General features: G+C 61.0%; 27 protein-coding genes. 8 read left to right on the top strand and 19 right to left on the bottom strand.

Annotated elements, in window-relative coordinates:
- Positions 1-6 precede the first annotated feature (6 nt).
- Positions 7-1,374 carry an aspartate aminotransferase family protein gene (locus N2599_RS03995; RefSeq protein ID WP_027507472.1) on the top strand — a complete coding sequence of 456 codons (1,368 nt, stop codon included), beginning with the start codon at positions 7-9 and terminating at the stop codon, positions 1,372-1,374.
- On the opposite strand, the gene N2599_RS04000 is transcribed toward N2599_RS03995, so the two are convergent.
- Genes N2599_RS04000 through N2599_RS04010 form a run of 3 tightly spaced genes read right to left on the bottom strand, consistent with a single transcriptional unit; the run spans position 1,371 to position 5,401 of the window.
- Positions 1,371-2,867, bottom strand: a complete 1,497-nt coding sequence (locus tag N2599_RS04000; RefSeq protein ID WP_027507471.1) for a glycosyltransferase family 39 protein — start codon at positions 2,865-2,867, stop codon at positions 1,371-1,373. The genes N2599_RS03995 and N2599_RS04000 overlap by 4 nt on opposite strands.
- Positions 2,868-2,880: 13 nt before the next feature.
- On the bottom strand, positions 2,881-4,368 hold the full coding sequence (locus N2599_RS04005; RefSeq protein WP_027507470.1) for a glycosyltransferase family 39 protein: 1,488 nt from the start codon (positions 4,366-4,368) through the stop codon (positions 2,881-2,883).
- A 19-nt stretch (positions 4,369-4,387) separates the two neighbouring features.
- Positions 4,388-5,401 carry a glycosyltransferase family 2 protein gene (locus N2599_RS04010; protein WP_027507469.1) on the bottom strand — a complete coding sequence of 338 codons (1,014 nt, stop codon included), beginning with the start codon at positions 5,399-5,401 and terminating at the stop codon, positions 4,388-4,390.
- A 74-nt stretch (positions 5,402-5,475) separates the two neighbouring features.
- On the opposite strand from N2599_RS04010, the gene N2599_RS04015 reads away from it, so the two are divergent.
- Positions 5,476-6,438 (top strand): lysylphosphatidylglycerol synthase domain-containing protein, encoded by a 963-nt coding sequence (locus tag N2599_RS04015; protein ID WP_027507468.1) that lies wholly within the window; start codon positions 5,476-5,478, stop codon positions 6,436-6,438.
- Here N2599_RS04015 and N2599_RS04020 read toward each other — a convergent pair.
- Genes N2599_RS04020 through N2599_RS04035 form a run of 4 tightly spaced genes read right to left on the bottom strand, consistent with a single transcriptional unit; the run spans position 6,406 to position 8,739 of the window.
- Positions 6,406-7,650, bottom strand: a complete 1,245-nt coding sequence (locus N2599_RS04020) for an RNA polymerase sigma factor (protein WP_027507467.1) — start codon at positions 7,648-7,650, stop codon at positions 6,406-6,408. The genes N2599_RS04015 and N2599_RS04020 overlap by 33 nt on opposite strands.
- A 3-nt stretch (positions 7,651-7,653) precedes the next feature.
- Positions 7,654-8,013 carry a YciI family protein gene (locus tag N2599_RS04025; RefSeq protein WP_027507466.1) on the bottom strand — a complete coding sequence of 120 codons (360 nt, stop codon included), beginning with the start codon at positions 8,011-8,013 and terminating at the stop codon, positions 7,654-7,656.
- A gap of 4 nt (positions 8,014-8,017) precedes the next feature.
- Complete coding sequence (locus N2599_RS04030; RefSeq protein WP_027507465.1) at positions 8,018-8,377, bottom strand: YciI family protein; 360 nt, start codon at positions 8,375-8,377, stop codon at positions 8,018-8,020.
- Positions 8,374-8,739: a YciI family protein gene (locus tag N2599_RS04035; RefSeq protein ID WP_027507464.1), complete on the bottom strand. Its 366-nt coding sequence runs from the start codon at positions 8,737-8,739 to the stop codon at positions 8,374-8,376. Before N2599_RS04035 ends, N2599_RS04030 begins: the two co-directional genes overlap by 4 nt.
- A gap of 155 nt (positions 8,740-8,894) precedes the next feature.
- Here N2599_RS04035 and N2599_RS04040 point away from each other — a divergent pair, with 155 nt between their 5' ends.
- On the top strand, positions 8,895-9,116 hold the full coding sequence (locus N2599_RS04040; RefSeq protein ID WP_027507463.1) for a hypothetical protein: 222 nt from the start codon (positions 8,895-8,897) through the stop codon (positions 9,114-9,116).
- Between the two features lie 4 nt (positions 9,117-9,120).
- Here N2599_RS04040 and N2599_RS04045 read toward each other — a convergent pair whose 3' ends face one another.
- Together N2599_RS04045 and N2599_RS04050 are read right to left on the bottom strand one after the other, a co-directional pair.
- Positions 9,121-10,626: an AMP nucleosidase gene (locus N2599_RS04045; RefSeq protein WP_027507462.1), complete on the bottom strand. Its 1,506-nt coding sequence runs from the start codon at positions 10,624-10,626 to the stop codon at positions 9,121-9,123.
- 64 nt (positions 10,627-10,690) lie between these two features.
- Positions 10,691-10,861: a hypothetical protein gene (locus N2599_RS04050; RefSeq protein WP_165928101.1), complete on the bottom strand. Its 171-nt coding sequence runs from the start codon at positions 10,859-10,861 to the stop codon at positions 10,691-10,693.
- Between the two features lie 164 nt (positions 10,862-11,025).
- Between N2599_RS04050 and N2599_RS04055 the strand changes: the two genes are divergently transcribed.
- Both N2599_RS04055 and N2599_RS04060 read left to right on the top strand, forming a co-directional pair.
- Positions 11,026-11,727, top strand: coding sequence for a glutathione S-transferase N-terminal domain-containing protein (locus N2599_RS04055; protein ID WP_027507461.1), 702 nt, complete (start codon positions 11,026-11,028; stop codon positions 11,725-11,727).
- 343 nt (positions 11,728-12,070) lie between these two features.
- Positions 12,071-13,060 (top strand): carbon-nitrogen hydrolase family protein, encoded by a 990-nt coding sequence (locus tag N2599_RS04060; RefSeq protein ID WP_027507460.1) that lies wholly within the window; start codon positions 12,071-12,073, stop codon positions 13,058-13,060.
- Positions 13,061-13,219: 159 nt separating this feature from the next.
- On the opposite strand, the gene N2599_RS04065 is transcribed toward N2599_RS04060, so the two are convergent.
- Complete coding sequence (locus tag N2599_RS04065) at positions 13,220-13,558, bottom strand: DUF2147 domain-containing protein (RefSeq protein WP_027507459.1); 339 nt, start codon at positions 13,556-13,558, stop codon at positions 13,220-13,222.
- A 438-nt stretch (positions 13,559-13,996) separates the two neighbouring features.
- Between N2599_RS04065 and N2599_RS04070 the strand changes: the two genes are divergently transcribed.
- Entirely contained in the window at positions 13,997-14,263 is a 267-nt protein-coding gene (locus tag N2599_RS04070; RefSeq protein WP_022714612.1) for a sel1 repeat family protein, read from the top strand.
- A 162-nt stretch (positions 14,264-14,425) separates the two neighbouring features.
- On the opposite strand, the gene N2599_RS04075 is transcribed toward N2599_RS04070, so the two are convergent.
- Both N2599_RS04075 and N2599_RS04080 read right to left on the bottom strand, forming a co-directional pair.
- Entirely contained in the window at positions 14,426-15,538 is a 1,113-nt protein-coding gene (locus N2599_RS04075; protein ID WP_027507458.1) for a pyridoxal phosphate-dependent aminotransferase, read from the bottom strand.
- Between the two features lie 96 nt (positions 15,539-15,634).
- Positions 15,635-16,042, bottom strand: a complete 408-nt coding sequence (locus tag N2599_RS04080) for a hypothetical protein (RefSeq protein ID WP_027507457.1) — start codon at positions 16,040-16,042, stop codon at positions 15,635-15,637.
- A gap of 270 nt (positions 16,043-16,312) precedes the next feature.
- On the opposite strand from N2599_RS04080, the gene N2599_RS04085 reads away from it, so the two are divergent.
- Entirely contained in the window at positions 16,313-16,759 is a 447-nt protein-coding gene (locus N2599_RS04085) for a baeRF12 domain-containing protein (protein WP_027507456.1), read from the top strand.
- A 44-nt stretch (positions 16,760-16,803) separates the two neighbouring features.
- On the opposite strand, the gene N2599_RS04090 is transcribed toward N2599_RS04085, so the two are convergent.
- Positions 16,804-17,670, bottom strand: a complete 867-nt coding sequence (locus tag N2599_RS04090) for a LysR family transcriptional regulator (RefSeq protein ID WP_027507455.1) — start codon at positions 17,668-17,670, stop codon at positions 16,804-16,806.
- A 276-nt stretch (positions 17,671-17,946) separates the two neighbouring features.
- Positions 17,947-18,297 carry a hypothetical protein gene (locus N2599_RS04100; RefSeq protein WP_027507454.1) on the bottom strand — a complete coding sequence of 117 codons (351 nt, stop codon included), beginning with the start codon at positions 18,295-18,297 and terminating at the stop codon, positions 17,947-17,949.
- Between the two features lie 337 nt (positions 18,298-18,634).
- Between N2599_RS04100 and N2599_RS04105 the strand changes: the two genes are divergently transcribed.
- The gene (locus tag N2599_RS04105; protein WP_027507452.1) at positions 18,635-19,069 is read left to right on the top strand and encodes a glyoxalase superfamily protein; all 435 of its coding nucleotides are present in this window, start codon (positions 18,635-18,637) and stop codon (positions 19,067-19,069) included.
- 29 nt (positions 19,070-19,098) lie between these two features.
- Here N2599_RS04105 and N2599_RS04110 read toward each other — a convergent pair whose 3' ends face one another.
- The 5 genes from N2599_RS04110 to N2599_RS04130 all read right to left on the bottom strand — a co-directional run bounded on the left by N2599_RS04110 (position 19,099) and on the right by N2599_RS04130 (position 25,085).
- Positions 19,099-19,260, bottom strand: a complete 162-nt coding sequence (locus N2599_RS04110) for a hypothetical protein (protein WP_167333877.1) — start codon at positions 19,258-19,260, stop codon at positions 19,099-19,101.
- A 110-nt stretch (positions 19,261-19,370) separates the two neighbouring features.
- Positions 19,371-20,168: a 5-deoxy-glucuronate isomerase gene (gene iolB / locus N2599_RS04115; RefSeq protein ID WP_027507451.1), complete on the bottom strand. Its 798-nt coding sequence runs from the start codon at positions 20,166-20,168 to the stop codon at positions 19,371-19,373.
- 122 nt (positions 20,169-20,290) lie between these two features.
- Positions 20,291-21,208, bottom strand: coding sequence for a myo-inosose-2 dehydratase (gene iolE, locus N2599_RS04120; RefSeq protein ID WP_027507450.1), 918 nt, complete (start codon positions 21,206-21,208; stop codon positions 20,291-20,293).
- A gap of 67 nt (positions 21,209-21,275) precedes the next feature.
- A complete protein-coding gene (iolD, locus tag N2599_RS04125; RefSeq protein WP_027507449.1) occupies positions 21,276-23,126 on the bottom strand; it encodes a 3D-(3,5/4)-trihydroxycyclohexane-1,2-dione acylhydrolase (decyclizing) in 1,851 nt (616 codons plus the stop codon).
- Between the two features lie 24 nt (positions 23,127-23,150).
- Positions 23,151-25,085, bottom strand: coding sequence for a bifunctional 5-dehydro-2-deoxygluconokinase/5-dehydro-2-deoxyphosphogluconate aldolase (locus tag N2599_RS04130; RefSeq protein ID WP_027507448.1), 1,935 nt, complete (start codon positions 25,083-25,085; stop codon positions 23,151-23,153).
- Positions 25,086-25,114: the final 29 nt, after the last annotated feature.

Here is a 25,114-nt window from a genome sequence, read left to right on the forward strand (position 1 = left end):
CAAATCATGTCCGATACTTACCAGCGCTCAAATCTCGCCGCCATTGACGCCGCCCACCATCTGCATCCCTTCTCCGACATGAAGAAGCTGAATGCGGATGGCACGCGCATCATCCAGCGCGGCGAAGGCGTCTATATCTGGGATAACCACGGCAGGAAATATCTCGACGGTTTTGCAGGCCTTTGGTGCGTTAATGTCGGCTACGGCCGCAAGGAGATCACCGATGCCGTCGCGCGGCAGATGAACGAGCTGCCCTACTACAACACCTTCTTCGGCACCACGAGCACGCCCACGACCCTGCTCGCCGAGAAGGTGACCGCGCATGCCGGCCCGCGCTTCAATCATGTCTTCTTCACCGGCTCCGGATCGGAAGCCAATGATACATGGTTCCGGATGGCGCGCGTCTATTGGAGTGCCGATGGCAGGCCGTCGAAGAAGATCGTGATTGCCCGCAGGAATGGCTACCACGGTTCGACGGTCGCCGGCGCCAGCCTTGGCGGTATGAAATACATGCATGAACAGGGCGACCTGCCGATCCCCGGCATCGTCCATATCGGCCAGCCTTATTGGTATGGCGAGGGCGGCGACCTTTCGCCTGCGGAATTCGGCCTCAAGGCGGCCCGCGAACTGGAGGCGAAGATCGATGAACTCGGCGAGGAGAATGTCGCCGCCTTTGTTGCGGAGCCGGTGCAGGGTGCGGCGGGTGTCATCATTCCGCCGGAAACCTACTGGCCGGAGATCGGCCGCATCTGCAAGGCGCGCAACATCCTGCTCGTCACCGACGAAGTCATCTGCGGCTTCGGCCGCCTCGGCGCGTGGTTCGGCCATCAGTATTTCGGCGTCGAGCCGGATCTGGCGCCGATCGCAAAGGGCCTGTCATCGGGCTACCTGCCGATCGGCGGCGTGCTCGTCAGCGATCGCATCGCCAATGTGCTGATCAACGAGGTCGGCGATTTCAATCACGGCTTCACCTATTCCGGCCATCCGGTCTGCGCCGCTGCGGCACTGGAAAATTTGCGCATCATCGAGGACGAAAAGCTGGTTGACCGCGTTCGCAGCGATATTGGCCCTTACTTCGCCGAAGCCTGGGGCGCGCTCGCCGATCATGACCTCGTCGGCGAAGCGGTCAGCATCGGCCTGATGGGCGCCCTGCAACTCACTGCGGATAAGAAGATGCGCGCCCGCTTCGAAAAGCCCGATGCGGCTGGCGCGCTCGTCCGCAACCACGCGCTTGCGAACGGCCTCGTTCTGCGAGCCACCCGCGACCGCATGCTCGCTTCACCGCCGCTGGTCATCACCCATGAGCAGGTCGATGAAATGGCGCGGATTGCAAAGATTGCGCTGGATGCGGCGTGGAAGGAGCTGAAAACCTAATCCGCCGGGGCGACCCACGCGTAGCCGAAACGATAGGTATCGCCGTTCCGGGCGTAGTAATACGGAACCTCGATCATCGAAATCTCCGGCGCGATGCTGCTGAGTTCTGGCACCGATTTCAGCCATTCGGCCGCTCTGCCGGGCAGGACATTGCCTTCCGCAGCACCGAGCGGCCAGACAATGAGAAGCGGGTGTTTTTTCGAGATCGAGACTGCAGGCTTGAACCCTGGATAGTCCGTTGAAATCACGGTCGCCGGAAGAAGGTCCTTCCGCAAATTCCCCGCAAGCAGGCTGCCTTCCGCCAAAACCGCGGCAGGCTCACCCTGTTGCCGGAGTACGGCCGCGAGTTGGGCGTAGGGCATGTTCAAGCGCTCGTAGTCGCCGTTCAGGGTGGCAGCCGCAATGCGTCCGAAGAGAATACCGGGAACGGCAATCATGATTATCGCGAGGATCGGCAAAAGACGGCGCAGAGGATTCGAATACTCGACATGCGATGCCTCGATCTTCAGGCACAGATAAAGCGGGATGATGAAGAAGAGCGGCACCAGCCAGCGGTCCTTGACATGGGCCGCTCCGCCGAAGAGGACGAGAAGCAGGATGCCGAGGATGGAAAAGAGCATCATGCGCTCAAGGAGCCGTGTCCATGCCGATCTGCCGGAGAATGCCGAGAGAAACGGCTTGCCGAATGCGATCGCGAAGACAAGTAACGTGACCGCACAAAAGCCAATCACGGCCAGAACGAGCGACCCTGAACCCATGACGACCTGCATGGCATAGCTCGCGTTGCCGCTGTCGGTCAGCTTTTCCAGTGTCCGGGCCGTGGCGAAGCCGAGATTGTCCTTTAGCCAGAAAAGATGCGGCAGGGTGATAAGGAATGCTGTGACCGCGGTCACGACCGTACGCCAGTCGAAGACGCGCTTGCGCATCGGCGGATCGAGCAGTGCCGCCAGAAGCGCCGAGGCTGGTAGCAAGGCGAAGTTATATTTCGACAGCAGGCCGATGCCGATGCCGACGCCCGTCACGAGATACGAGAGCATATCCGGCTTCTTGAGCGACCGGATAAATCCGTAGAGGAAGACTGAGCCGGAGAAGAACACCGCGACCGTATGCGTCAGGTCGCGCTGCATTTCGAATGCGACCTGCGGAAGCGTCAAAAGTCCCAGCGTCGCGATTGCGGCGAGCGTGCTGTTTTTCAGGATCATCCGTGCTGTCAGGCCGTAAAGCAGGTAGGATGTAAAGAGCAGGGCATTCTTGACGACGGCAAGCGAAAGCAGCGAGACGCCGCCGAGCGAAAAGACGGCATATTGCAGCCAGTTGTAGAAAGGCGGCTGGGGTCCATAGCCGGCGGCGAGCCATTGCGAGCGGAAGGCCTGCTCGGCTTCGTCGAGTCCGAGCGTCGGCGGCATGGCCAGGCGGACCGCAATCTGCACGAGAAAATATGCGGCAAGCAGCGCGAAAACCCACCGCATGTCGGTGTCGCGGGCCTTGTCCATGTCCTCGTTCATTTCATTTCCGTTCAAGCCAGGCAAAGCCGAGCGCATAGGTGTCGCCGCTCTTGCCAAAGTGGTAGGGGAGCGCCAGCGAGCCGATCGCGTCGGGTTCCAAGCCGTTTTGCTTCAACCAGGTCGAGATTTCCGGCGGCATCGGCGCTTCTTTCGGATTTGGCCCCCGCCAGGCGACGAGGATCGGCCCCGCGGCCGCAGCGTTCATCGCGATTCCGGGGTTCGGAAAGCCGGATATTATCACGGGCACGTCCGGCAGTTGGAGCCTGAGATTGCCGCCGACATAGCGATCGCTCGCAATGATGAGGGCGGGAGGCTGCCTGTTGTCCGTCATCGCCTTGGCGAAATCAGCGAAGGGAACGTTCAGCTTCGTGTAGGAACCGATGAACTCCGCCCCGATTACCCTTGCCGCAAGCGCGATCAGTACGAGTGCCATCAGCACGGGAACGACGTTGAGAAAACGCTTGAGCCCAAGCGAGAGATCGGCGCCTGCCACTTCGAGCTTGCGGAAGATGTAAATGGGCAGAATGAGCAGGAACGGATCGAGCCAGCGTTCGCGGATATGGGTTGCGCCGGTCACGAGGATCACCGCGACGACCGCGATCAGGCTGATGACTATCATCCGCTCCATCAGTCTTGTCCAGCAATCGCCCGCCGAAAGTGCATGGATGAAATCGCGCCGGAAGGCAGCGGCGAAAATCGCGATCGGCAGGGCCGCGAAAGCAATGATTGCAATAAGAAGGGAGAGTAGGCCCTTACCTGCCGGGAACAGGTCGCTCGCCTCGCGGCTATCGATCATCTTGCTTAGCGTGCCGTGGGAAGCCAGCTCGACGTTGCCGTAAAGCCAGTGGAGATGCGGCAATGTGATTGCCAGCGCAATCGCAAACGCCGGCAGAATCCGCCAGTCGAGGAGACGCTGCCGCCATTCCCGATCCGGGATCACAGCCGCCACCGCGATGAGCGGCATCAGTGCGAAATTGTATTTCGCGATGATGCCAACCCCGGTTGCGATGCCGAGAATGAGATAGCTGAGGAGACTCGGGCGCTCCAGCGTCCGGAAGAAGCCGAAGAGGAACAGCGAAGTGGCGAAAAGTAGCGCCACCGTATGAGTCAGGTCCTGCTGCGCCATGTAAGAGACCTGCGGAAGCGTAATCAGCGCGAGCATCGCCGCAGCCTGTAGCGTGCGGTCCTTCAGCATCTCGCGCGCGGCAAAACCGTAAAAGAGGTAACATAGAAAGAGCAGGACGTTTTTCGGAATGCTCAGCGCCCAGATCGACGGTCCGGCAACGGCATCGACGGCATACTGCATCCAATTGTAGAACGGCGGTTGTGGACCGTAGCCTGCGAGCAGATATTGCGCGTAGAAGGTCTGCTCCGCCTCGTCGAGCTCCAGCGAGTGGGGCAGGGCGGCGCGCAGTAGGATGTTCAGCAGGAAATAGCCGGCAAGCAGCATGCTCGCGCTGCCAATCGTGCCGCAGAACCGTTGCATCAGCGGGTCGCCCCGCCGCCTGTCAAACGTCGCTTCCATCGAAAATCTGCCGGACGATGTAATTCGGCGAGGCGTCGTCGCGATAGTAGGTGCGGGCGATCATCTCCGCCAAAATACCGGTGGTGATTAATTGCACGGACGACAGCAGCAGGACGACGCCGACCATGAGCATTGGACGGGTTCCGATATCGTTTCCGAGAATGAACTTGTCGAAGAACAGGTAAAGCAGGATCAGCACCGCGAGCGCGCCGAGGCCGAGGCCGAGCGAGCCGAAGAAATGGCCGGGCCGCGCCTTGTAGCGCATGAAAAACATGACCGACAAAAGGTCGAGGATCACGCGGAAGGTCCGCGAGATGCCGTATTTCGACTGACCGTGCTGGCGGGCGTGATGACTGACGGCCATTTCGCCGATGCGCGAGCTCGGGACGACGCCGGCAACCCAGGCGGGGATGAAGCGGTGCATTTCGCCCATCAGCTTCACCTGCCTGATGATCGAGGCGCGGTAGATCTTCAGGCTGCAGCCGTAGTCGTGCAGCTTCACGCCGGTGATACGGCCTATCAGGTAATTGGCGCACCAGGACGGGATCTTTCGCAGCAGCAGAGCGTCCTTGCGGTTCTTGCGCCAGCCGACCAGGAGATCGAGTTCGCGGCGCTCGAGTTCGGAAACCATCGACGGAATGTCTTTCGGGTCGTTCTGCAGGTCGCCGTCCATCGTTGCGATCAGCCGGCCCCGCGCCGTGTCGATGCCGGCCTGCATCGCGGCAGTCTGGCCGAAGTTGCGCTGCAACTCCACGATCCTGAGCGCCAGCCCTTCACGGCCGAGATACTTGCGGGCATTGACGAGTGTGGCATCCGTGCTGCCGTCATCGACCAGGATAAGCTCCCACCGGGAAGCGTATGTCACCATCGCATCGCATATCCGTTCGACAAGCGGGCCGACGCTTTCTTCCTCGTTGAAAACCGGCACCACAAGCGAAAGTTCGAGCGATTGGTCTAGATCATTTGCGCTTCGAAGCGACTCTGACGTTGTCTGCAACTCTTATTGCTCCTAAAAGGCCGTAACGGCCAGTCGAGCGGCGTTTTGGCCGCTGAAGTCAGGAAGCCTAGTACATGAACTCTCCGGTTGGCGCTAGCCGACAATCCTGGTTGGCGCGCAATCGCATGACGCTGCTGACGGTCGTAATCGTCGCAGCCTATGCGCTTTTCATCGAGTGGTTCTGGGGATGGTCGGCCATCATCGCCCAGTGGGCCACCGTCGGCGCGATACCGATCCTTGTGGCGCTTTCCTTGTTGACCAGCACCTACTTCCTGCGGACGTGGCGCATTCTCGATTACTTCCCGCGGGAGACGGCAGGCCAGTTCAGCACGCTTTTCCGGGTGACGCAGATTCATAACCTGCTCAATATCATGCTGCCGTTCCGCACCGGCGAGACGAGCTTTCCGGTTCTCATGCGCGCGGAATTCGGCATTCCGCTGACGCGGGCAACCTCCGCTCTTCTGGTCATGCGCCTGCTCGATCTGCACGCGCTGCTCGCCGCAGCCGGCATCGGATTTGCGGCAGCCGCTCCGAACGCCCTTCTGGCCTGGCTTTTGTGGGCCGCATTCCTGCTTTTGCCGGTCGCGGCTTTCGTGATCCGCAGGCCGCTGCTTCGCTTCGGCTTCAGACTTTTTCCCGCCAAGGCGCAGGGCTTCCTGTCGGAAATCGAAATCGGCCTGCCCGCAAATGCCAGAGCCTTCGCACGCGCCTGGGCCATGACGGCGGTGAACTGGCTGGTGAAGGTCGTCGTGCTTGCCTGGGCGCTCAGCCTCATGGGAATTTCGCCGCTGACGGCGAGTTTCGGCGGTGCGCTCGGCGGCGAGCTTTCCTCAGTACTGCCCGTCCATGCGCCGGGCGGCGTTGGCACTTATCCGGCAGGCATTACGGCAGGCGCCGTTGCCCTGGGCGCATCGACCGGCAAGGCGGCGCTCGATGGGCTTGCTCAGGCAAGCATCAATGCGCATCTGCTGATCATCGTTTCCGCTCTGACGGGAACCGCGATCTCATTGCCGCTCGGACGCCGCCGTCAGTTCTGATATCCGCTTGCGCAGAAAAGCCTGCTCTGGCCCTTGCTGACAGAGGGACAGCGCGCGTTCATAGGCAGCGATCGCCTCTGCCCGGCGGCCGAGCTGGCGCAGGAAATCGGCGCGTGCGGCATGCGCAAGGTGGTAGCTGCCGAGTTTCCCGGATGCCAGGATGCCGTCGACGATCTCAAGGCCTCTTTGCGGCCCCTCCGACATTGCGATAGCAACCGCCCGGTTGAGCTCCGCGATCGGCGAGGGCTGTGCCGTAGTCAACAGGTCGTAATAGGCGGCGATGCGCGGCCAATCCGTGGCCTCCGGCGTCTCGGCCTTAGCATGTTCGGCGGCAATAGCGGCCTGGACGGTGTAGAGACCGACTTCGCTGGGCTCCATCGCCCGCCGCAGCAGGTCCAGGCCTTCCTCTATCTTCCTGCGATCCCAGGCCGACCGGTCCTGCTCGGCAAGTAGGATCAGGCCGCCATCCTCAGTGCGGCGCGCCCGCCCGCGGGAATCCTGCAGCAGCATTAGCGAAAGCAGTCCCTCAACATCGGGGTGCGGCAGCAGGCCTTCCACCAGCCGCGCCAGCCGGATCGCCTCGGCCGTCAGGTCCGTTCGGACCACTTCCGTGCCCGAAGACGCTGAATAGCCTTCGTTGAACACGAGATAGATGACGTGCAGCACGCGGTCGAGCCGCTCGGGCAGTTCGTCGAGGTCGGGAACTTCATACGGGATGCGCTCCGTCCGTACCTTGCTTTTCGCCCGCACGATCCGCTGTGCCACGGTCGGTGCCGGAACGAGGAATGCATGGGCGATCTCCTCGGTCGTCAGCCCGCAGACTTCACGCAGCGCCATCGCCATCTGCGCATCCGACGGAATGGCCGGATGGCAGCAGGTGAAGATTAGCCGCAGCATGTCGTCGCCAATAAGCTCCATGTCGCCGATCTCCGTCGTATCGGCCTCGCCGTAAAAACTGTCCTCGATATCCTGCAGTGACGCATCGAAGCGCCTGCGTCGCCGGATATGGTCTATCGCCTTGTGGCGGCCCGTGGAAACGAGCCATGAAAACGGGTTGGCGGGAACACCGTCGCGCGGCCATGTGCGAGCCGCCGCCGCAAAGGCGTCGTGCAGCGCTTCCTCCGCCCGGTCGAAATCACCGAGCAGGCGGATGAGCGTTGCCAGAACCCTGCGCGATTGCGACCGGTATATGTCCTCGATCAGTTTCTCCAAGCGCTACTCCGGTAAAGTCAGTATCCGCACCGGCCTGAGTTCCACGGCGCCGACACGCGCGGAGGGGATGCGTGCCGCAATCTCCTTCGCCGCTTGATCGTCCCGTGCTTCGATGACGTAGAAACCTGCAAGATGCTCCTTGGTTTCGACATAAGGGCCGTCGGTCGCCTGCAGCATGTTGTTGCGGACTCGCAGCACGGTCGCTTTCTCCGGCATCTCCAGCGCATCGGAGTGGATCATGATGCCGTCGCGGCTCAGCTCTTCATCGAAGCTGAAATGCGCCTTGACGAGGTCGTCGCTCTCCTTCGGCGTCAGCGTACCGTCGATGTCGGCGGGATTATAGATCAGGCAGAGATAGCGCATTGAGCTATCTCCCGTCCGTGATCGAATAGGCGGGGCGTATTTCGACCGAAGCGTATTTCAGGATCGGGAAGGTCGAGACGATGGACTTCGCCTCTTCCATGTCCCTGGCTTCGATCAGGACGAAACCGCCCAGATGTTCCTTGATTTCCGCGAAGGGACCGTCCGTCGCGGCCATCGTACCCTTGCCGATGCGCAACGTCACGGCCGACGCGGGCTCGCGCAACGCAAGCGCAAGCTGTAGCGGACCGCGCTCCCGCCAGAGATCGTCGCTGGCGATGCATTCCTGCGTCAGCGCCTCCCATTCCTGCTGCGGAACCAGCTTGCTTTTTTCCGTATCGAACCAGACCTGGCAAAGAAACTTCATGAGGCGTCTCCTGAGCCGAACGTGTAGATGGGGCGAACTTCGATGCTGCCGAGTTTTGCCAGCGGAATGCCGGCGGCAACGCGGATGGCATCGTTCAGGTCTTTCGCGTCAATGAGGATGAAGCCGCCGAGTTGTTCCTTCGTTTCGGCATAGGGGCCGTCGGTCACCGACATCTCGCCATTGCGAACGCGAACGGTCACGGCACTCTTCGGCGATTGCAGCGCCTCGGCCCGGATCATGTGACCGCTGGCGACGAGGTCCTCGTCATAAGCGAGCGAATCCTTGTCGAGCCTCGTCTTCTCCCCTTCGCTCATGCGCTCGAGCACAGACGGCTCGAACCAGACCTGGCACAGATATTTCATGGCTGCTTCCTCCCGGCTTCCTGTCACAGCCTGTTGACGAAGAGACTAGACGCAATTCGACAGCAAAGAAAAAAATCTTTGTTCAGGCCTGATTGTCGAAATCGCCGTCGCGGATTCGACAAAGCTCCATCGATAACCTCGAAGGAGTGAAGGACATGGGAGTTTTGGAAGTCGCCATTGCAAGTTTCATCTGGGCGCGGCGCAACGAGCAGGCTCGCGAAGAATTTTACGAGACAGATATCCGTTCGTTTTTTGCGCGGCTCGTGGTTGCTTTCGCGATATTTGCGGCAGTCATCGCCGGCCTGCAAGTTGCGGACTCACGCGATGCCGATCCGCAGATGGTTGCGGATCGCACAAAGTTGGAGACGGCGAGGTAAGACCTTACTGGAAGGCAGTCTCGAAAAAGCTGCGCAGCTTGCGCGAATGCAGTGCTTCCGGCGGCATTGCCGCGAGCTTCTGGATGGCACGGATGCCGATCTGCAGGTGCTGGTTGACCTGCGTTCGGTAGAAGGCCGTCGCCATGCCCGGCAGCTTCAGCTCGCCATGCAGCGGCTTGTCGGAAACGCAAAGCAGCGTTCCATAAGGCACGCGGAAGCGGAAGCCGTTGGCGGCTATCGTTGCCGATTCCATGTCGAGTGCGATGGCGCGCGCTTGCGACAGCCGCTTCACCGGGCCGCGCTGGTCGCGCAGTTCCCAGTTGCGGTTGTCGATTGTGCCGACGGTGCCGGTGCGCATGATGCGCTTCAGCTCGAAACCTTGGTAGCCGGTGATTTCGGCGACGGCCGCTTCCAGCGCCACCTGCACTTCGGCAAGTGCGGGGATCGGCACCCAGACCGGCAGGTCGTCGTCGAGAACATGGTCCTCGCGCATATAGGCGTGCGCCAGCACGTAGTCGCCGAGCCGCTGGCTGTTGCGTAAGCCGGCGCAGTGGCCGAGCATCAGCCAGGCATGCGGGCGCAGCACGGCCACGTGGTCGGTGATCGTCTTGGCGTTGGAGGGGCCGACGCCAATATTGATCATGGTGATCCCGCCATGGCCCTTCTTCTTGAGGTGATAGGCCGGCATCTGCGGCAGGCGGGGGGGCGTGGCATCGGTTTCCGGCTGGCTCGATCCGGCGTGTGTGATGATGTTGCCCGGCTCGACGAAGGCTGTGTAGCCGTCCTCGCCGCCGCCCTTGGCGATCGTCTCGCGCGCCCAGGCGCAGAACTCATCCATGTAGAACTGGTAGTTCGTGAAGAGCACGAAGTTCTGGAAGTGCTGCGCGCTCGTTGCCGTGTAGTGGGCAAGCCGGGCCAGCGAATAATCGATGCGCTGCGCCGTGAAAGCCGCAAGCGGCGAGGGTTCGCCCGGCGGCGGGATATATTCGCCGTTGGCGATCTCGTCGTCGGTCGTGTTTAGGTCCGGCGTGTCGAAGAGATCGCGCATCGGGATGTCAATGAAGGTCGAGGCGGAGGCTTCGACATGCGCGCCTTCGCCGAAGGCGAAATGCAGCGGGATCGGCGTCGAGGATTCGGACACGACGATTGGGACGTTGTGGCTCCTCATCAAGAGCGCCAACTGCTCCTTCAGATAATGGCGGAAAAGCTTCGGCCGGGTGACCGTTGTCGTATAGACGCCCGGCGCCGTCACATGCCCGTAGGACAGGCGGGAGTCGACATGGCCGAAGCTAGTCGTTTCGATACTGACCTGAGGGTAGAAGGCGCGGTAGCGCGAGGTGATCGGCGCGCCCTTGGCAAGCTCCGAAAAACTGTCGATCAGGAAGGTGGTATTGCGTTCGTAAAGCGCTGTTAGCGCGTCGACCGCCTGTGCCGGATCGTCGAAGCTTTGCGGTTCAAAGGCAGGCGGCGAGGAAATATCAAGAGGTAATGGAGAGATTCTTTTGCTCATGGCGCATTATAGATTGCCCTTACTAACAAGCAAGCGACGCGCCTGCAGCCCGTCGGGGAATATTTTAGCGCATACCGGTGCAGAAGGGGCTGGTCACGTTGAGGCAGGTGTAGTTCGCGCCAAAATGCGACTGCGCGCCGCCCCCGCCGCCGCGCACGACGGCTGCGGAAAATGTGATCGCGAAAACCGCCGCGAACAGCGTGATGACGGTGAAGCGTCTTGCCAGAATAAGCACGTCCATGTTCCTTGGGCCGAGATGCGTCTTATCGTTGAGATAAGTCTTGCCACACCCCGGCTGAACGGGTGCTGAGGTCCCGGTTCATTTGGCGTTCACAATGGTTGACGGCTTGAAGGCGGCGCCCTGCCACTTATGTGTTGAGTCCTGCAAAGGAGATTTTGATGACGGCACCGATCGAACTTTATTACTGGCCGACCCCGAACGGCTTTAAGATCAGCATCATGCTCGAGGAACTCGGCGTTCCCTACGAGGTGAAGTACATCAACATTGGCAAGGGTGAGCAGTTCGCGCCGCACTTCCTGAAGATCGCGCCGAACAACCGCATGCCGGCGATCATCGACCCGGACGGCCCCGGCGGCGAGCCTATCTCGGTCTTCGAATCCGGCGCCATCCTCCAATATCTCGGCCGCAAATACGGCAAGTTCTATCCCACGGACGAGCGGATGCGCGTGCAGGTGGAAGAATGGCTCTTCTGGCAGGTCGGCGGCCTCGGCCCGATGGCCGGCCAGGCTCACCACTTCCGCAGCTATGCGCCGGAGAAGATCGAATACGGCATCAACCGCTATACCAACGAAGTGAACCGCCTCTACGGCGTCATGAACAGGCGGCTGGAAGGGCGGGACTATCTCGCCGGCGAATACTCGATCGCCGACATGGCCTCAATCGGCTGGGTCATCCCCTATGAACGCCAGGGCCAGGACCTCAACGAGTTTCCGAACCTCAAGGCCTGGTTCGAGCGCATGCACCGGCGCCCGGCGGTTCTAAGGGGAATCGAAGTCGGCAAGGAAGAGCGCGAACGCCAGGCGAATATTGCTGACGACAAGGAAGCGCAGAAGATCCTCTTCAACCAGCGCGCCCGCTGATATGCGAAAGCCCGAGGGCTGAAAGCGACGGTCACTCGAAGCATGGTGCTGAGGGCGGCCATCGCTGCTGAAGATATTTCGGCGCGGGTGGAGGATTGGTTTTGCAATGTTCAAAAGTCAGACACACAAGTGTCGCTTTAATCGGGGGGATTTTGCGACAGCTTGACGAATCGGCACTTGCCCGACAATCTTGTCCTGGCGTGGCCTGCGCCTAACCTCCCAGACCTTCCTCAGAATGGTCTTGAACGGAGGCAAAGGGACTTTTGTCTCCGGTCGCTCTCTTGGTCCGATCGTTTCGGGTGGGTTGCTGGGGAACTGCGTCCGGGACGTGAAAGGCCTGACAATGACGCAAAACGGAAATCTCAAACGCCGTGTACGTGCTCGCGCGGCCAAAACCGGCGAATCATACACCGCAGCTCTCCAACATATTCGCCAACCTCCGGACGAGCCCGCTATCCGTTCGATACGGATGGCTGTAGCCCAAACATCCCTGTTCAATGATCCCCGTGACATTTCGGCGTTTCATGCCAGTGGAACGGAGATGCGCCGCCTCATGCGTGACGCCCATAAAGCCGGGGCTCGCCTCTTGCATTTCCCGGAAGGAACAACCTGCTGGCCACATAAACGAATCATGTCCGAAATCGGGCCGAGAGAAATCGGGCCTTCCGACTGGACGCGCTTCGAATGGGGCGCTTTGCGCGAGGAACTGGAAGTCACCAGAAGACTTGCGAACGAGCTTAAGCTTTGGACGGTATTCGGTTCCGTCCATCAGCTCACCTCGCCGCACCGGCCGCATAACAGCCTTTATGTCGTCTCCGACCGTGGGGAGCTGGTGACGCGCTATGATGAGCGCCTGCTATCGAACACGAAAATCTCGTTCATGTACTCGCCAGGGAGGATCCCCGTGACTTTTGAGGTGGATGGCTTCCGTTTCGGCTGCGCGATCGGCATGGAAGCGCACTATCCCGAGATATTCATCGAATACGAGAAACTTAATGTCGATTGCGTCCTGTTCTCGACAGCAGGAGATAGCCCTTCTAATGCTCCGGCATTTGCCGCTGAGGTATTGGGGCATGCGGCAAGCAATATTTACTGGGTCAGCTATTCCACCCTTGCACCCCAGAGCACGGCCGTTCCCTCGGGAATTGCCGCTCCAGATGGTCAGTGGGCAGCACAATGCCCTAAGAACGGTATGCCCGCTATTGCTGTCGCTGACATCAAAATTGATCCGGAAAATCTTGCAAGGCCATGGCGGCGACGGGTCCGGACCGATCTTTACACGCCTCATCAGGTAAACGGTGATCCGAGGAGCGACGGCAAAAACCTATTCTAAATGATCTCCGACCGTTTCGGGGCCGACTGGGTCCCCTGACACCACGATGTTGTCGTGGGTTCCTGACATTCGTGCCAAACTCGTTGTCAGTAAATTCCAAGGAAAATGTCCGTCGCAAAAAAATCAGCGCAAGGTCGACTTTGCGACGGACTGGGCGTCTTAAAGCCGCGTCCAGCTCTGCGACTTGCAGAGCACCTTGAGCACGCAGCCCTTCATCTTCAGCGAATTGCCGGTAACGCTTCCCGAGCCGCTGTAGGTCTTGTCGTTTTTCGGGTCGGTGATCTCGCCATTATAAGTGCCGCCGGTGCCGGCAAGCGTTCCGATCTTCTTGCCGGCGAATTTGCCGGTCTTCAGCGTGACGCAGTAGCTGCCACCGCAAGAAGCGATTTGGGCGGTTTCGCCCGAGTCCGTCTTCCAACTGCCAACGATCGGCTCCTCCGCATAAGCAAGGCTGGCCGAAAGCGCCATTGCGCTGGCAAGAATAAGTGTGCGGATCATCTTTTCCTCCCTGATGTCCTGAGCGCGGCGAAAATAACTGACGCGAACGTAAAGGTGAATATCCGCGTCGGTGAAAATCGGCGATTTCCAGCGTGCTTTTGCGCCGGATTTTTCCATTTCTCTTTTTGCGGGCTGATTTTGTGGTGAACGAAAGGTTGATTTTCAAATATGAATCTTTCGTAAAATTGTGCGAAAAGTCCTTAATACGCAGGGACTCCGATGTTTAACAAAAACCCAATTTTACCAAGTGTTTGCACTTTGTTTGTCTCAAATTAATCATGCATTTTAGGCGTTTTTTGAAAGCGTGCCGGCATAGTGGAGCCATCAAACGAGCGGGGCAAACCCGCCACACCGACGGGACCGAAAGCTGCGATAGACGGCACGGCGCGGAAGGTAAAACAGGGCAAGTCGATAACAGGCTAAACAGGGATTAAACCGATGGCACGCTTTGAAATGCACAATGCTGAAATGGCCACCATGGGTGGCGACAACAACGCCGATATCTTCTGCGAAATGGGCCTGATGTATGCAACAGGCCGCGGCTGCGACGTCGATCTCGTCGCCGCCCACAAGTGGCTGAACATCGCCGCGATCAAGGGCAATGACCGTGCTGCCGAGCTTCGCGCCGATGTCGCCGCCACGATGGACAAGATGCAGCTCGCCGCGGCACTCCGCGCCGCCCGCGAGTGGATGACGGTCCACTGAGGCTGTCTCCGGCACGAAGGAATAATCGAGAGAAATAACAACCTCAAAAAGAGGGGCTGGCGGGCGCTTTGGACGGAGCCTGAGCCGGGAGAACGGAAACCGCGACCGGCAGAAACAAGGCCGGCGCGGTTTTTCCGTTTAGAGCCAACAGAACGCTTCAATCTAACCCAGCGAGCGGAGAACCTGGGGCAGGGCGTCCTCGAAGCGGGTCATATCCCGCTCCGGCCCGACGCTGACGCGGACGCAGCGGTTGAGCGGCGCGACCCCCGGCATGCGGATAAAGACGCCGTGCTGCATCAACCCGTCGACGATGGCGCGAGCATAGGCACCGTCGCGTCCGGCATCGATCGCGACGAAGTTGGTGGCGGACGGCAGCGGCGACAGCTGGTTGGCGCGGGCGATTGCGGCGATGCGCTCGCGCGCGGCGCGGATATTGCCGACGACCTCAGCAAGATAGGTTTGGTCCTTGAGCGCGGCGAGTGCTGCCGCTGTCGCCAGCCGGTTCATGCCGAAGTGGTTCCTGATCTTGTCGAAGGCCAAAGCCGTGCCGGGCGTCGAGATGGCATAGCCGACGCGTGCCCCGGCGAGACCGTAGGCCTTGGAGAAGGTACGGGTGCGGACGACGTTCGGCAGGCCGATCAGTGCCTCGATCGAGGGAAGCGAGCCGGCAGGGCCGGTTTCGCTATAGGCCTCATCGAGCACCAGCAGGCAGGTTTCGGGAAGGGCGCGGGCGAAGGCGATGATTTTGTCCGCATCCCACCAGCTACCCATCGGATTGTCCGGGTTGGCGAAGTAGACGAGCGGTGCGTTCTCGCGCTTCGCCGCATCGAGCAGGCCGGAGAGGTCCTCGTGGTCGTTGGCGTAGGGCACCGTCACCAGCCGCCCGCCGAAGCCAGCGACATGGAAGTTGAACGTCGGGTAACCGCCGAGCGACGTGACGACCGGCATTCCCGGCTCGATCACCATGCGGGCGATCTGGCCGAGCAGTTCGTCGATGCCGCCGCCGATCGCGATGTTAGCAGCCATCACGCCGAGATGGGCGGCCAGCGCCTCGCGGAGATCGAAGTTTTCCGGATCGTTGTATTTCCAGATGTCGCCCGCCTGCTCGCGCATCGCGGCAAGCACGGAGGGCGCGGGGCCGAAGCCGTTTTCATTGGCGCCGATGCGGGCCTCGACCTTGAGGCCGCGCTGGCGCTCGATGGCCTCGGGACCGACAAAGGGAACGGTGGAAGGAAGGGCGCTGACCAGTGGCGTGAAGCGCGAAAAGGCGGACATCGAAATGCAGATTCCCGGGATGATGAAAAATCGCGCCAACAATAGGCGCTGGCATCCTCAAGGCAAGGAAGATTATTTCATAGCGCGCGGACTGACTTACGGTCTGCTTTCGATGCGCGTCGAGCGGCGCGCTTCCATTGCCTCTATGTTGCCGGCCATGAAATCGGCGCGCACGACGCGTCGAAGGATTTCAGGATCCATGACGTTGATGAAGCGGACGCCGATGCGCTCGTTGTTGCGGTAGACCTCCGCGCAACCGATGCGATAGGCAAGGCCGAGAATGTTGAGATAGTAGTGTTTTGGCAGCCCGGCCGTCGACGAGACGACGAAGGTGGCACCGCCGCGGGAAATATCGAGGATTTCAGCGCTTCGAAGCGAGATGCCTGTCAGGCATGGACGGACGGCGACGATGCGGGCCGGGCGCTGCACATTGAACTGCTCCCAGCGTACGTCGTAGACTTCCGATCTGACCGTAGCAAGGTGCGTTGCTCGGAGCATGGACATGACGCGGCTCTCCCTAGGCCAGCTCATCCTGGCCCTGTTGTCGCATAGCGTCACATGAATGCTTTTCGCATTCGTCAAACGGATCGGGACAATTTTAATGAAAGCTAATTTTGTTTTTAGGCGCACAAGCCTGATTTCGCGAGTTCAGGTATCGGATCACCTCTCCGAATCGATTTATGCGTGGACCCTCCGAACTCTTTCAATTACTGTACGTTTTGCCTCTGTCGATGAAGCGTTTCGCTTCGAATAATCCATCAAGAGGAAACGAAAATGGCTGACATCAAAGTGCCGTGGGAATCATGGGTTGTGGTCTGTGATGGTGCGAAGGCTTTGATCATGCGCAATGCAGGCAATGCGCTTCTCATGAACCTGCAGGTGTATGAAACGCTGAGCCAACCCAGCGAGCCCACCCGCGAACTCGGCTCCGATAAGCCGGGACGGGCCCACGCTCCGGACGGCACGAGCGGCAGCGCCATGGAGCAAACGGACTGGCAGGCGCAGGCGGAAGCCGATTTTCTGAGGCAGATCGCTGCGAAGCTGGATAAGCTGGTCCGTGAAAAAAACGCTCGCCGTATCATCCTGGTGGCGCCGCCCAAGGCGCTCGGTACTTTGAGGCCGAACCTGAGCGCCGAAGCGCTGGCAGCTATCTCGGCGGAAGTCCCCAAGGATTATACCAACATGCCGGTCGATGAGATCGAGCGCCGCCTGGTTGCCTGATCGGTCCACCGGAAGAAGAGCGTGTACAAGGGCTCGCGCTCTTCTCACCCGCTGCTCTTCCGTCCCGCGAACAAATCCTCATTCTCGCCGAATAGCGCTGCCAGTCTGTCGATGACTGCGCGCACCTCCGGCCGCTGGCGTTCGTCGTCATGCGCGGTGATCCACATGTCATAGGTGAGCGGCTCGATGATCGGTCCGGCGCGTGTCAGGCTGGGCTCCGCATCGCCTATGAAGCACGGAAGCACGCCGCGCCCGGCGCCGCCGCGGATCAGGTGGAAAAGCATGTGCGGCGTATTCGTCCAGCCGGTAATCCAGGAGTCCGGCTGCTCGAAGGTCCATTTGTCCGCCGGCGTGATGGCGCTGTCGGTGCCGAGCGAAATCCAATTGCGGTTGTCATTATCGAAGCTTGCCGCCTGGTAGGCGGCGTGCGCGACCGTCACTGATCGCCGGATTGCGATATTGCCGTTTTCCGGGCGGCTGTGCCGGATGGCGATATGCGCTTCGCGATAGGTGAAATCGATATTCATATCGCAGGTCTTGTAGCACATGCGGAACCGGTCTTTCGGCGTCCAGATTCTTGCCAGGTGGTCGGCGATGAAACGCGACGTCCAGCTGTCGGCCGCCGTCGAAACGATCGGCAGGGTTAGCACCTCGCCGCGCCAGTCGGAGATCGATTGCGCGGCCTCCTGCATCAGGCGCACGCGCTCCAGAAGCGCCGTGCCGTCCTTTGCCAGCAGATAGCCGGTCGGACCGCGTGTGAAAAGCGCGCGGCCCGTGGCGCGCTCCAGCGCCAGCATGCGCCGGCCGATCGTCGGCGGGCTGAGGCCGGTCTTTGCCGCAGCTGCCGACAGTCCGCCGGCGGTCGCCACGTGGAAGAAGAGTTGCAGATCGTCCCAGTTCGCGTCTTTCATTTCTGAAAACCCCCTTTCTTCCGCAAGCTCTACATTCGGCGACGGCGAAGGCTTAGTTCAAGTGCTCCAACAGATAGATGGAGAACCTGACAATGCTTCTCAACTGGGTAGCTCTCTGGAACGGGCTGGAGACAAGAAACAGAAGCGGCCGCCACGACCCTTTCGCAGACCCGCTCGACGGGCCGGAATGGGACGGCCTGCGGTGGCTCCTGCCGTTGATCGTATGGTTTGCCGCGCGCGACAGCGCCCGCCGTCCCGACCGGAAGGCGAAGCGCGTCAGACGTCCGCTTCGAAGCTCAGGCGCAGCACATGGTGCAGGAATTCCGCATTGATCAGCATGTTGAAGCTGATCGTCACGAGCTCGCCTTCCCGCTTGACGACCGTCGAGCCGATCTCGTCGCGGATGCCGAGAATTTCGAGGAAGAAGTGGTTCGGAACCTCGAGCGTCGGGCTCACTTCGAGGACGGCGCCGGCGAGATTGATGGTCCGGATCAGGCAGCGGGCCTGCGTGCCGGTGCTGAGGTGATGGCCGACGAAAATGATCTTGCCGGGCCGGTCGAGCGAGAAATCCCGGTAGGATTTCTCCTGCTCGTTCTTGTCGTCGTTGAGGTGCGTCTGAAAGGCCATATTAGCCTCCACTCGTTGTCCGATTGAAAGGTAACGCAAGAATGCTGACAGGTATTGAACAGGATCAATAGAATTTGAGCCTTATGCGTGGCTGGACAAGAAATCCCTTGATTTTCAGCGATCGGTGGAGGCAGGACGGTCCATTCTGGGGCGTTCTTGACAGGACGAGCGGCGTCGCCCATATCAGGCGCTGGTTCGAGGCGCCGGCCGCTCGCGGATGAAAGTCCATGGTGAGGTCCTCGAAGTTCACATCGCAGCCAATTGGTGCATGCTGACTGACGGCAATGCGAGCTCCCCTTTGCAGTCGAAATGGCATGCCTTCCGAAAGGCTGAACACATGACGACCTATCTTCCCATCGATGAACTGAAGGCGCAGGCAAAGCGGCTTCGCCAGGCGATGGAAACGCGCGGTAGCGCGATTTCGCACAGCGCCGCACTCGAACTCGTTGCCCAGCAGCATGGCGTGCGTGACTGGAACACACTCTCGGCTCTCGCAACGAAACCGAACGCCGATCCCATCACAGCGCTCTCCGTCGGCTCGCACGTGCGCGGCCGCTACCTGAACCAGCCGTTTACCGGCAAGATTCTGGCACTCGCAGAGACCGGCGGCGGGCTTCACAAGATCACAATCCATTTCGATGAACCGGTGGATGTCGTGACCTTCGAGAGCTTTTCCGCCTTCCGCCAGCGCATCAACGCGCAGGTTGACACGAACGGCGTCTCGCCGCGCAAGACATCGAACGGCCGGCCGCATCTGGCGCTCGATATCTAGCCCGGAAAGGCTCTAGCTGCCGGAGAGGTCTAGCTCTTGCCGGTCGCCGCTGTGGTTGCAGCGGCGTCGGCCTCCTTCAGCGCTGCGCCGCATTCTTCGCAGCAGACCTCGACGATCTTGCCGCCGAGTTTGACGCTAATGGCTCCGGGACCGAGTTCGCAGTCGCAGGCAGCGCATGTGGTCTTCTTCATCTGATGATCCTCCGGTTGATCGTCCCCTGATCGGGACGGGACCATGAGATCGCAGTGAACCACCTGCGCGGCTTTCGCGCTGTCAGATTATTTAGCGATCGAACGCGGCGCTAGGCCTTCAGCAGCCATTCGTGCTCGGGTGCGTTGTAGAATTTCCAGATGCGCTTCGGACCGGCCATGACGTTGAGATAGTAGAGGTCGTAGCCATGCGTCGCGGCGCAGGGGTGATAGCCCTTGGGAACGAGCGTCACGTCGCCGTCTTCCAGCACCATCACCTCGTCCAGCGACCGGTCGTCGGTGTAGACGCGCTGGAAGCCGAAGCCCTGCGGCGGGTTCAGGCGATGATAATAGGTCTCTTCGAGGAAGCTTTCGTGAGGCAGGTTGTCCTGGTCGTGCTTGTGCGGCGGATAGGAAGAGGTATGGCCTCCGGGCGTGATGACTTCGACGACCAGCAGCGAATGCGCCGAGCCGTCGTCCTCCGGCATGATATTGTTGACGTAGCGGACATTCGTGCCCTTGCCGCGTGTGAGCGACGGATGCGTGCCGGGCGGAATCGCCTTGGCTTGGTAAGTGCCGCCGCCGGGAGCGGAGCAGACAGCGAGCTCCAGATCGGTCTCGGCCGTCACCGACCAGGTTGATTCCATCGGGATATAGATCGCATGCGGCGCCCCCTCGAACGGGCTCATGCGCTCGCCGAGCGTACCGAAATCCTTCGTGCCGGCCGTCGCCTTGCCCTTGCCGCTCACCCAGACGAGGCAGATCTCGCGGTCGCCGGTCTCGCCGGACGCTGTTTCGCCCGGCTTCAGCCGGTGGAGGTCAAAGCCGACATAGGTCCAGCCGGCGCTTTCCGGCGTGACATGGATGACGCGGCCGCTCGTGCCGGACGGCTTCACCTTGAGGTTTGGCATGGTGTTTCTCCTCGTGCGTTAGTGGGGGGCGGCCCCCTCATCCGGCTGCCGCCACCTTCTCCCCGACGGGAGAAGGGATGTGCCGCGCTGCGTCTTGCTCCAAAGACCCGGTAGGTCTCCCGTTACCCCTTGGGAAAACCTTCCGTTTCCACCGTGTAACCCGCAGCCGTCATGACGCGCATCAATTCAGCATGGCCGATCTCGGCCATCTTCTGCGGGGGCGCTTTACGCGGGTCCTGTTCGGCCTCGACCACGAACCAGCCTTCATAGCCGTAATCGGCGAGCCGCTGGACGATGGCGCCGAAATCGAGCGAGCCGTCGCCAGGCACGGTGAAGGCGCCAAGCGCCACCGCGTCGAGGAAGGACTGCCGGCTGCGGTCCAGTCCATCCACGACAGGTCTGCGGATGTCTTTGACGTGAACATGGTTGATACGGGCGTGGTGGTTGTCGACAGCGCGCAGCACGTCGCCGCCGGCAAAGGCCAGATGCCCGGCATCGAGCAGCAGCGGAATGCCTTCGCCGGAATTGTGCATGAAGGCGTCGAGCTCCGGCTCGGTTTCGACCACGGCGGCCATGTGATGGTGATAGGAGAGCGGCATGCCCTGGTCGGCACACCATTCCCCGAACTCGGTGACGCGGCGCGCATAGGCCTTCATCTCGTCATCGGAGAGGCGCGGCTTGGTCGCGAGTGGCTTGGAGCGGTCGCCCTGTATGGAGCGGCCGACCTCGCCATAGACGATGCAGGGCGCATTGACCGCCTTGAACAACTCGATCATCGGGGTGATGCGGTCTTTGTTCGCGGCAAGTTCCTCGTCGACTAGCGTGCCTGAGAACCAGCCGCCACACAGCGTCACGTCGGCGGCGCGCAGGATGGGCAGCATTACCTGCGGGTCTTCGGGGAAACGGCGGCCCTTTTCCATGCCGGTAAAGCCCGCGCTGCGCGACTGCCGCAGGCATTCCTCGAGGGACACATCGTCGCTGAGCTCAGGAAGATCGTCGTTCCACCAGGCGATGGGCGACATGCCAAGTTTGGCCTTCATCAATAGTCTCCTTAAAGGCATTGTTGGAAGAGCGGGACCGCTCTTCCGGTAAAATGGCAGCAGCCGATCAGCCGACGCGCTGGGCGGCGCGTGCCTTTACGTAAGCCGCATGCGCCTTGTTGACCTGTTGGCGGGGGCTCACTTCCGGCACTGCGACATCCCACCAGTGGCCGCCGGCTTCCGTCGTGATCAGCGGGTCGGTGTCGATGACGAAGACCGAGGTGCCCTCGTTATTCTTCGAATCGGCAATCGCCTTTTCCAGTTCGGCAATCGAGGAAACTTTGACCGCGATGGCGCCCATGCTCTCGGCATGCGCCCGGAAGTCGATTTCCGGCATCACTTCGTGATAGGAGTCCTTCAGCAGGTTGTTGAAGTTCGCGCCGCCCGTTTCCATCTGCAGGCGGTTGATGCAGCCGTAGCCGCGGTTGTCGAGCAGAACGATATTCACCTTGATGCCCATCATCACCGAGGTCGCAAGCTCGGAGTTGAGCATCATGTAGGAGCCGTCGCCGACCAGAACGAAGACCTCTTTGTCCGGGTTCGCCATCTTCGCACCGAGGCCGCCGGCGATTTCGTAACCCATGCAGGAAAAGCCGTATTCCATATGGTAGCTGCCGGGGGCTGTGGCTGGCCACAGCTTGTGCATCTCGCCCGGCAGGCCGCCTGCCGCACAAAGGCCGATCGCCTTTTCCAGGTCGATCGAGCGCGTCACCGCGCCGATAACCTGCGCATCCGAGGGCAGGGCGGCATTGGTGGAAGCCATCGCCTTGTTGGCTGCATCCATCCAGACGTTCTTTTCCTTCGTCGCCTTTTCCGCAAGTGCTGCCGGCGCCTTCCAGCCGCCAAGCCCCTTCGACAGCGCCTTCAGGCCCTCGCGGGCGTCGGTGACCAGCGGCTGACCGTTATGTTTATAGGCATCGTAGGCGGCGATGTTGAGGCCCAGGATCTTCAGCTTGTCGTTCTTGAATAGCGCCCAGGAGCCGGTGGTGAAGTCCTGGCAGCGGGTGCCGACGGCGATGATGAGATCGGTTTCCTCTGCCATGGCGTTGGCAGCCGACGTGCCGGTGACGCCGACGGAGCCGAGCGCCAGCGGGTGGCGCTCGTCGATCGACGATTTGCCGGCCTGGCTGACGGCGACAGGAATGCCGTGCGCCTCGGCGAAGGCTGTCAGTTCCTTCGTCGCCTGTGAGTAGAGCACGCCGCCGCCGGCAATGATCACCGGTTTTTCGGCCGACTTGACGAGCGCGATCGCGGAAGCGAGCTCATCGGTGTCCGGATGCGGACGGCGGATCGTCCAGACTTTTTCTTCGAAGAGGCTCTCCGGATAATCGAAGGCTTCCGCCTGGACGTCCTGGCAGAGCGAGAGCGTCACCGGGCCGCAGTCGAGCGGATCGGTCAGCACCTGCATGGCACGCTTGAGCGCCGTGATGATCTGCTCGGGGCGGGTAATGCGGTCGAAATAGCGCGAGACCGGGCGGAAGGCGTCGTTGGCCGAAACCGTGCCGTCGCCCCAATCCTCGATCTGCTGCAGCACCGGATCGGGCGCGCGGTTGGCGAAGATGTCGCCGGGCAGGAAGAGCACCGGTATGCGGTTGACATGCGCGACGCCGGCTGCCGTCACCATGTTCAAGGCGCCGGGGCCAATCGAGCTCGTGCAGGCCATAAAGCGTTGGCGGAAGCTCGCCTTGGCATAGGCGATCGCCGCATGCGCCATGCCCTGTTCGTTATGTGCGCGATAGGTCGGCAGCTCGCCGCGCACCTGATAGAGAGCTTCGCCCATGCCGGCGACATTGCCGTGGCCAAAGATCGCCCAGACGCCGCCGAAGATCGGTACCTTCCTGCCGTCGATCACGGTCATCTGCTTCTTTAGGAAATGCGCAACACCCTGCGCCATCGTCAATCGGATTGTCTTGCCCATCGGGCACCTCCCAAATGCTCTTAATTAATGCAGCCCGCGGGTTTTCAACCAGGCCTCGGTCAGTCGGCGGAAGCGTCCGGCCATATCGGCGATCGCTTCCTCATCATTCATGTTGCCGGAGAGCCAGGCGCGCGCCGCGTCGGCAAAAATGGTGCGGCCGACGGCAAAACCCTTGACGGAGGGCGCGGCGAGCGTGGCCTCGAAGCCTTTCACGAGCTCTTCGGCGGGCGCCTCCAGCCCCAGCAGCACGATACCGCGGCACCACGGATCGTTCTTGGCGATCACGGCCTCGATCTTCTTCCAGGCAGCTGTCGAAGCCTGCGGCTCCAGCTTCCACCAGTCGGGTTTGATACCGCGCGCGTAAAGCTCTTCCATGGCAGTCGAGATCGTGCCGTCGGTCAGTGGTCCGTTCTTGCTGGCAATGATTTCGACCAGCAGTTCGCGGCCCACCTTGCGCGCCGCCTCGAAGAGTGTGCGCAGCTTCTCCTGCTGCTCGCTCTTCAGATCGGCCGGATCGTCCGGATGATAGAAGCAGAGGCACTTGATACAGTGGTCGAGCGGCCATTCGACGAGTTGCGAGCCGATGTCCTGGCTAAACTCGAAGCGCAAAGGCTTTGAACCCGGCAATTCGACGGGCCGTCCGATCCAGGAGAAGTTTTTGGCCGCCGCATCGAAGAAGGCATCGCGGCCGAACCGTTCGTCGATCAGCATGCCATAACCATCGCGGCCATCGGCAACGCGTGCCGCCGCCTCGACGGCCAACCGCTTGAAGGCGACGATCTTCTTGTAGTCGATACCCAGCTCGTCGCAGACGCTGGTGAGTTGCGATCGATGGTCGATGGCGAGCGCCATCAGCAACGGAATGTTGCCCTTGCGCGTCGATGCCCAGTGGATGTGGTTGATCGCCTCGTCCTTGCGCAGCGCCCGATGCTCGCTGCCGTTCTTCAAAAAGAAGTCGAGCTCCGCCCAGGTCGGATATTCCGGTGAGCAGAGCAGGCGGGAGACGGCGAAGGCCCCACAGGCATTGGCCCAGGTCGCGCAGGTCTTCAGCGGTTCGTCCTTCAGCCAGCCGCGCAGGAAGCCGGACATGAAGGCGTCGCCGGCGCCGAGCACGTTGAAGACCTCAATCGGGAAGCCCTGGCCGATGATGCCCGCTTCCAGATCGTCGGCAATCGGCCCATCGTAGACGATGCAGCCCATCGCGCCGCGCTTCAGCACGATCGTTGCCGCGGAAAGGCGGCGGATCTCCTTCAGTGCTCCAAGCACGTCGTCCGCGCCGGAAGCAATCAGGATTTCTTCTTCCGTGCCGACGATGAGATCGCAATCCGGCAGCGTCTCTTTCATTTTGGAAGAGACGCGGTCGGACTTCACATAGCGCTCGAAGCCTTCGGCATGGCCGGCAAGCCCCCAGAGATTCGGCCGGTAGTCGATGTCGAAGATCACCTTGCGCCCATTCGCCTTGGCAATACGGATCGCCTTGCGCTGCGCGGCCTCCGTATTCGGGCGGGAAAAATGCGTGCCGGACACGAGAACCGCGTGCGACGACTTGATGAAGTCCTCGTCAATATCGTCTTCGTCGAGCGCCATGTCGGCGCAGTCCGAACGATAGAAGATCATCGGTGAAACGCCTTCGCCTTCCACCGCAAGCAGCACGAGCGCCGTCAGCCGTTCCTTGTCGGTCTTGATGCCCTTGGTCGCAACACCTTCGCGCGCCGACTGCTCGATGATGAAACGGCCCATCTGCTCATTGCCGACGCGGGTGATCAGGCCGGACTTGAGGCCGAGGCGAGCTGTGCCGATCGCGATATTGGCCGGGCAGCCGCCGACGGATTTGGCGAAAGAGCCGATGTCCTCCAGCCGTGAGCCGATCTGTTGGCCATAGAGATCGACGGACGAGCGGCCGATGGTGATCACATCAAGAGACGGCTCGGGCCGCGGACCCGGATTCGGTTGTGCCATGATGTCCTCCCGCTGGATTCGTGCAGGGC

Source organism: Rhizobium sullae (assembly GCF_025200715.1).
GTDB classification, from domain to species: domain Bacteria; phylum Pseudomonadota; class Alphaproteobacteria; order Rhizobiales; family Rhizobiaceae; genus Rhizobium; species Rhizobium sullae.

Bases quoted from the DNA above. Each gene is read 5' to 3' on its own strand.
- N2599_RS03995 (WP_027507472.1), top strand. From the start codon at position 7: ATGTCCGATACTTACCAGCGCTCAAATCTCGCCGCCATTGACGCCGCC.
- N2599_RS04000 (WP_027507471.1), bottom strand. From the start codon at position 2,867: ATGGACAAGGCCCGCGACACCGACATGCGGTGGGTTTTCGCGCTGCTT.
- N2599_RS04015 (WP_027507468.1), top strand. From the start codon at position 5,476: ATGAACTCTCCGGTTGGCGCTAGCCGACAATCCTGGTTGGCGCGCAAT.
- N2599_RS04025 (WP_027507466.1), bottom strand. From the start codon at position 8,013: ATGCGCTATCTCTGCCTGATCTATAATCCCGCCGACATCGACGGTACG.
- N2599_RS04030 (WP_027507465.1), bottom strand. From the start codon at position 8,377: ATGAAGTTTCTTTGCCAGGTCTGGTTCGATACGGAAAAAAGCAAGCTG.
- N2599_RS04035 (WP_027507464.1), bottom strand. From the start codon at position 8,739: ATGAAATATCTGTGCCAGGTCTGGTTCGAGCCGTCTGTGCTCGAGCGC.
- N2599_RS04040 (WP_027507463.1), top strand. From the start codon at position 8,895: ATGGGAGTTTTGGAAGTCGCCATTGCAAGTTTCATCTGGGCGCGGCGC.
- N2599_RS04045 (WP_027507462.1), bottom strand. From the start codon at position 10,626: ATGAGCAAAAGAATCTCTCCATTACCTCTTGATATTTCCTCGCCGCCT.
- N2599_RS04055 (WP_027507461.1), top strand. From the start codon at position 11,026: ATGACGGCACCGATCGAACTTTATTACTGGCCGACCCCGAACGGCTTT.
- N2599_RS04060 (WP_027507460.1), top strand. From the start codon at position 12,071: ATGACGCAAAACGGAAATCTCAAACGCCGTGTACGTGCTCGCGCGGCC.
- N2599_RS04065 (WP_027507459.1), bottom strand. From the start codon at position 13,558: ATGATCCGCACACTTATTCTTGCCAGCGCAATGGCGCTTTCGGCCAGC.
- N2599_RS04070 (WP_022714612.1), top strand. From the start codon at position 13,997: ATGGCACGCTTTGAAATGCACAATGCTGAAATGGCCACCATGGGTGGC.
- N2599_RS04075 (WP_027507458.1), bottom strand. From the start codon at position 15,538: ATGTCCGCCTTTTCGCGCTTCACGCCACTGGTCAGCGCCCTTCCTTCC.
- N2599_RS04080 (WP_027507457.1), bottom strand. From the start codon at position 16,042: ATGTCCATGCTCCGAGCAACGCACCTTGCTACGGTCAGATCGGAAGTC.
- N2599_RS04085 (WP_027507456.1), top strand. From the start codon at position 16,313: ATGGCTGACATCAAAGTGCCGTGGGAATCATGGGTTGTGGTCTGTGAT.
- N2599_RS04090 (WP_027507455.1), bottom strand. From the start codon at position 17,670: ATGAAAGACGCGAACTGGGACGATCTGCAACTCTTCTTCCACGTGGCG.
- N2599_RS04100 (WP_027507454.1), bottom strand. From the start codon at position 18,297: ATGGCCTTTCAGACGCACCTCAACGACGACAAGAACGAGCAGGAGAAA.
- N2599_RS04105 (WP_027507452.1), top strand. From the start codon at position 18,635: ATGACGACCTATCTTCCCATCGATGAACTGAAGGCGCAGGCAAAGCGG.
- N2599_RS04110 (WP_167333877.1), bottom strand. From the start codon at position 19,260: ATGAAGAAGACCACATGCGCTGCCTGCGACTGCGAACTCGGTCCCGGA.
- iolB (WP_027507451.1), bottom strand. From the start codon at position 20,168: ATGCCAAACCTCAAGGTGAAGCCGTCCGGCACGAGCGGCCGCGTCATC.
- iolE (WP_027507450.1), bottom strand. From the start codon at position 21,208: ATGAAGGCCAAACTTGGCATGTCGCCCATCGCCTGGTGGAACGACGAT.
- iolD (WP_027507449.1), bottom strand. From the start codon at position 23,126: ATGGGCAAGACAATCCGATTGACGATGGCGCAGGGTGTTGCGCATTTC.
- N2599_RS04130 (WP_027507448.1), bottom strand. From the start codon at position 25,085: ATGGCACAACCGAATCCGGGTCCGCGGCCCGAGCCGTCTCTTGATGTG.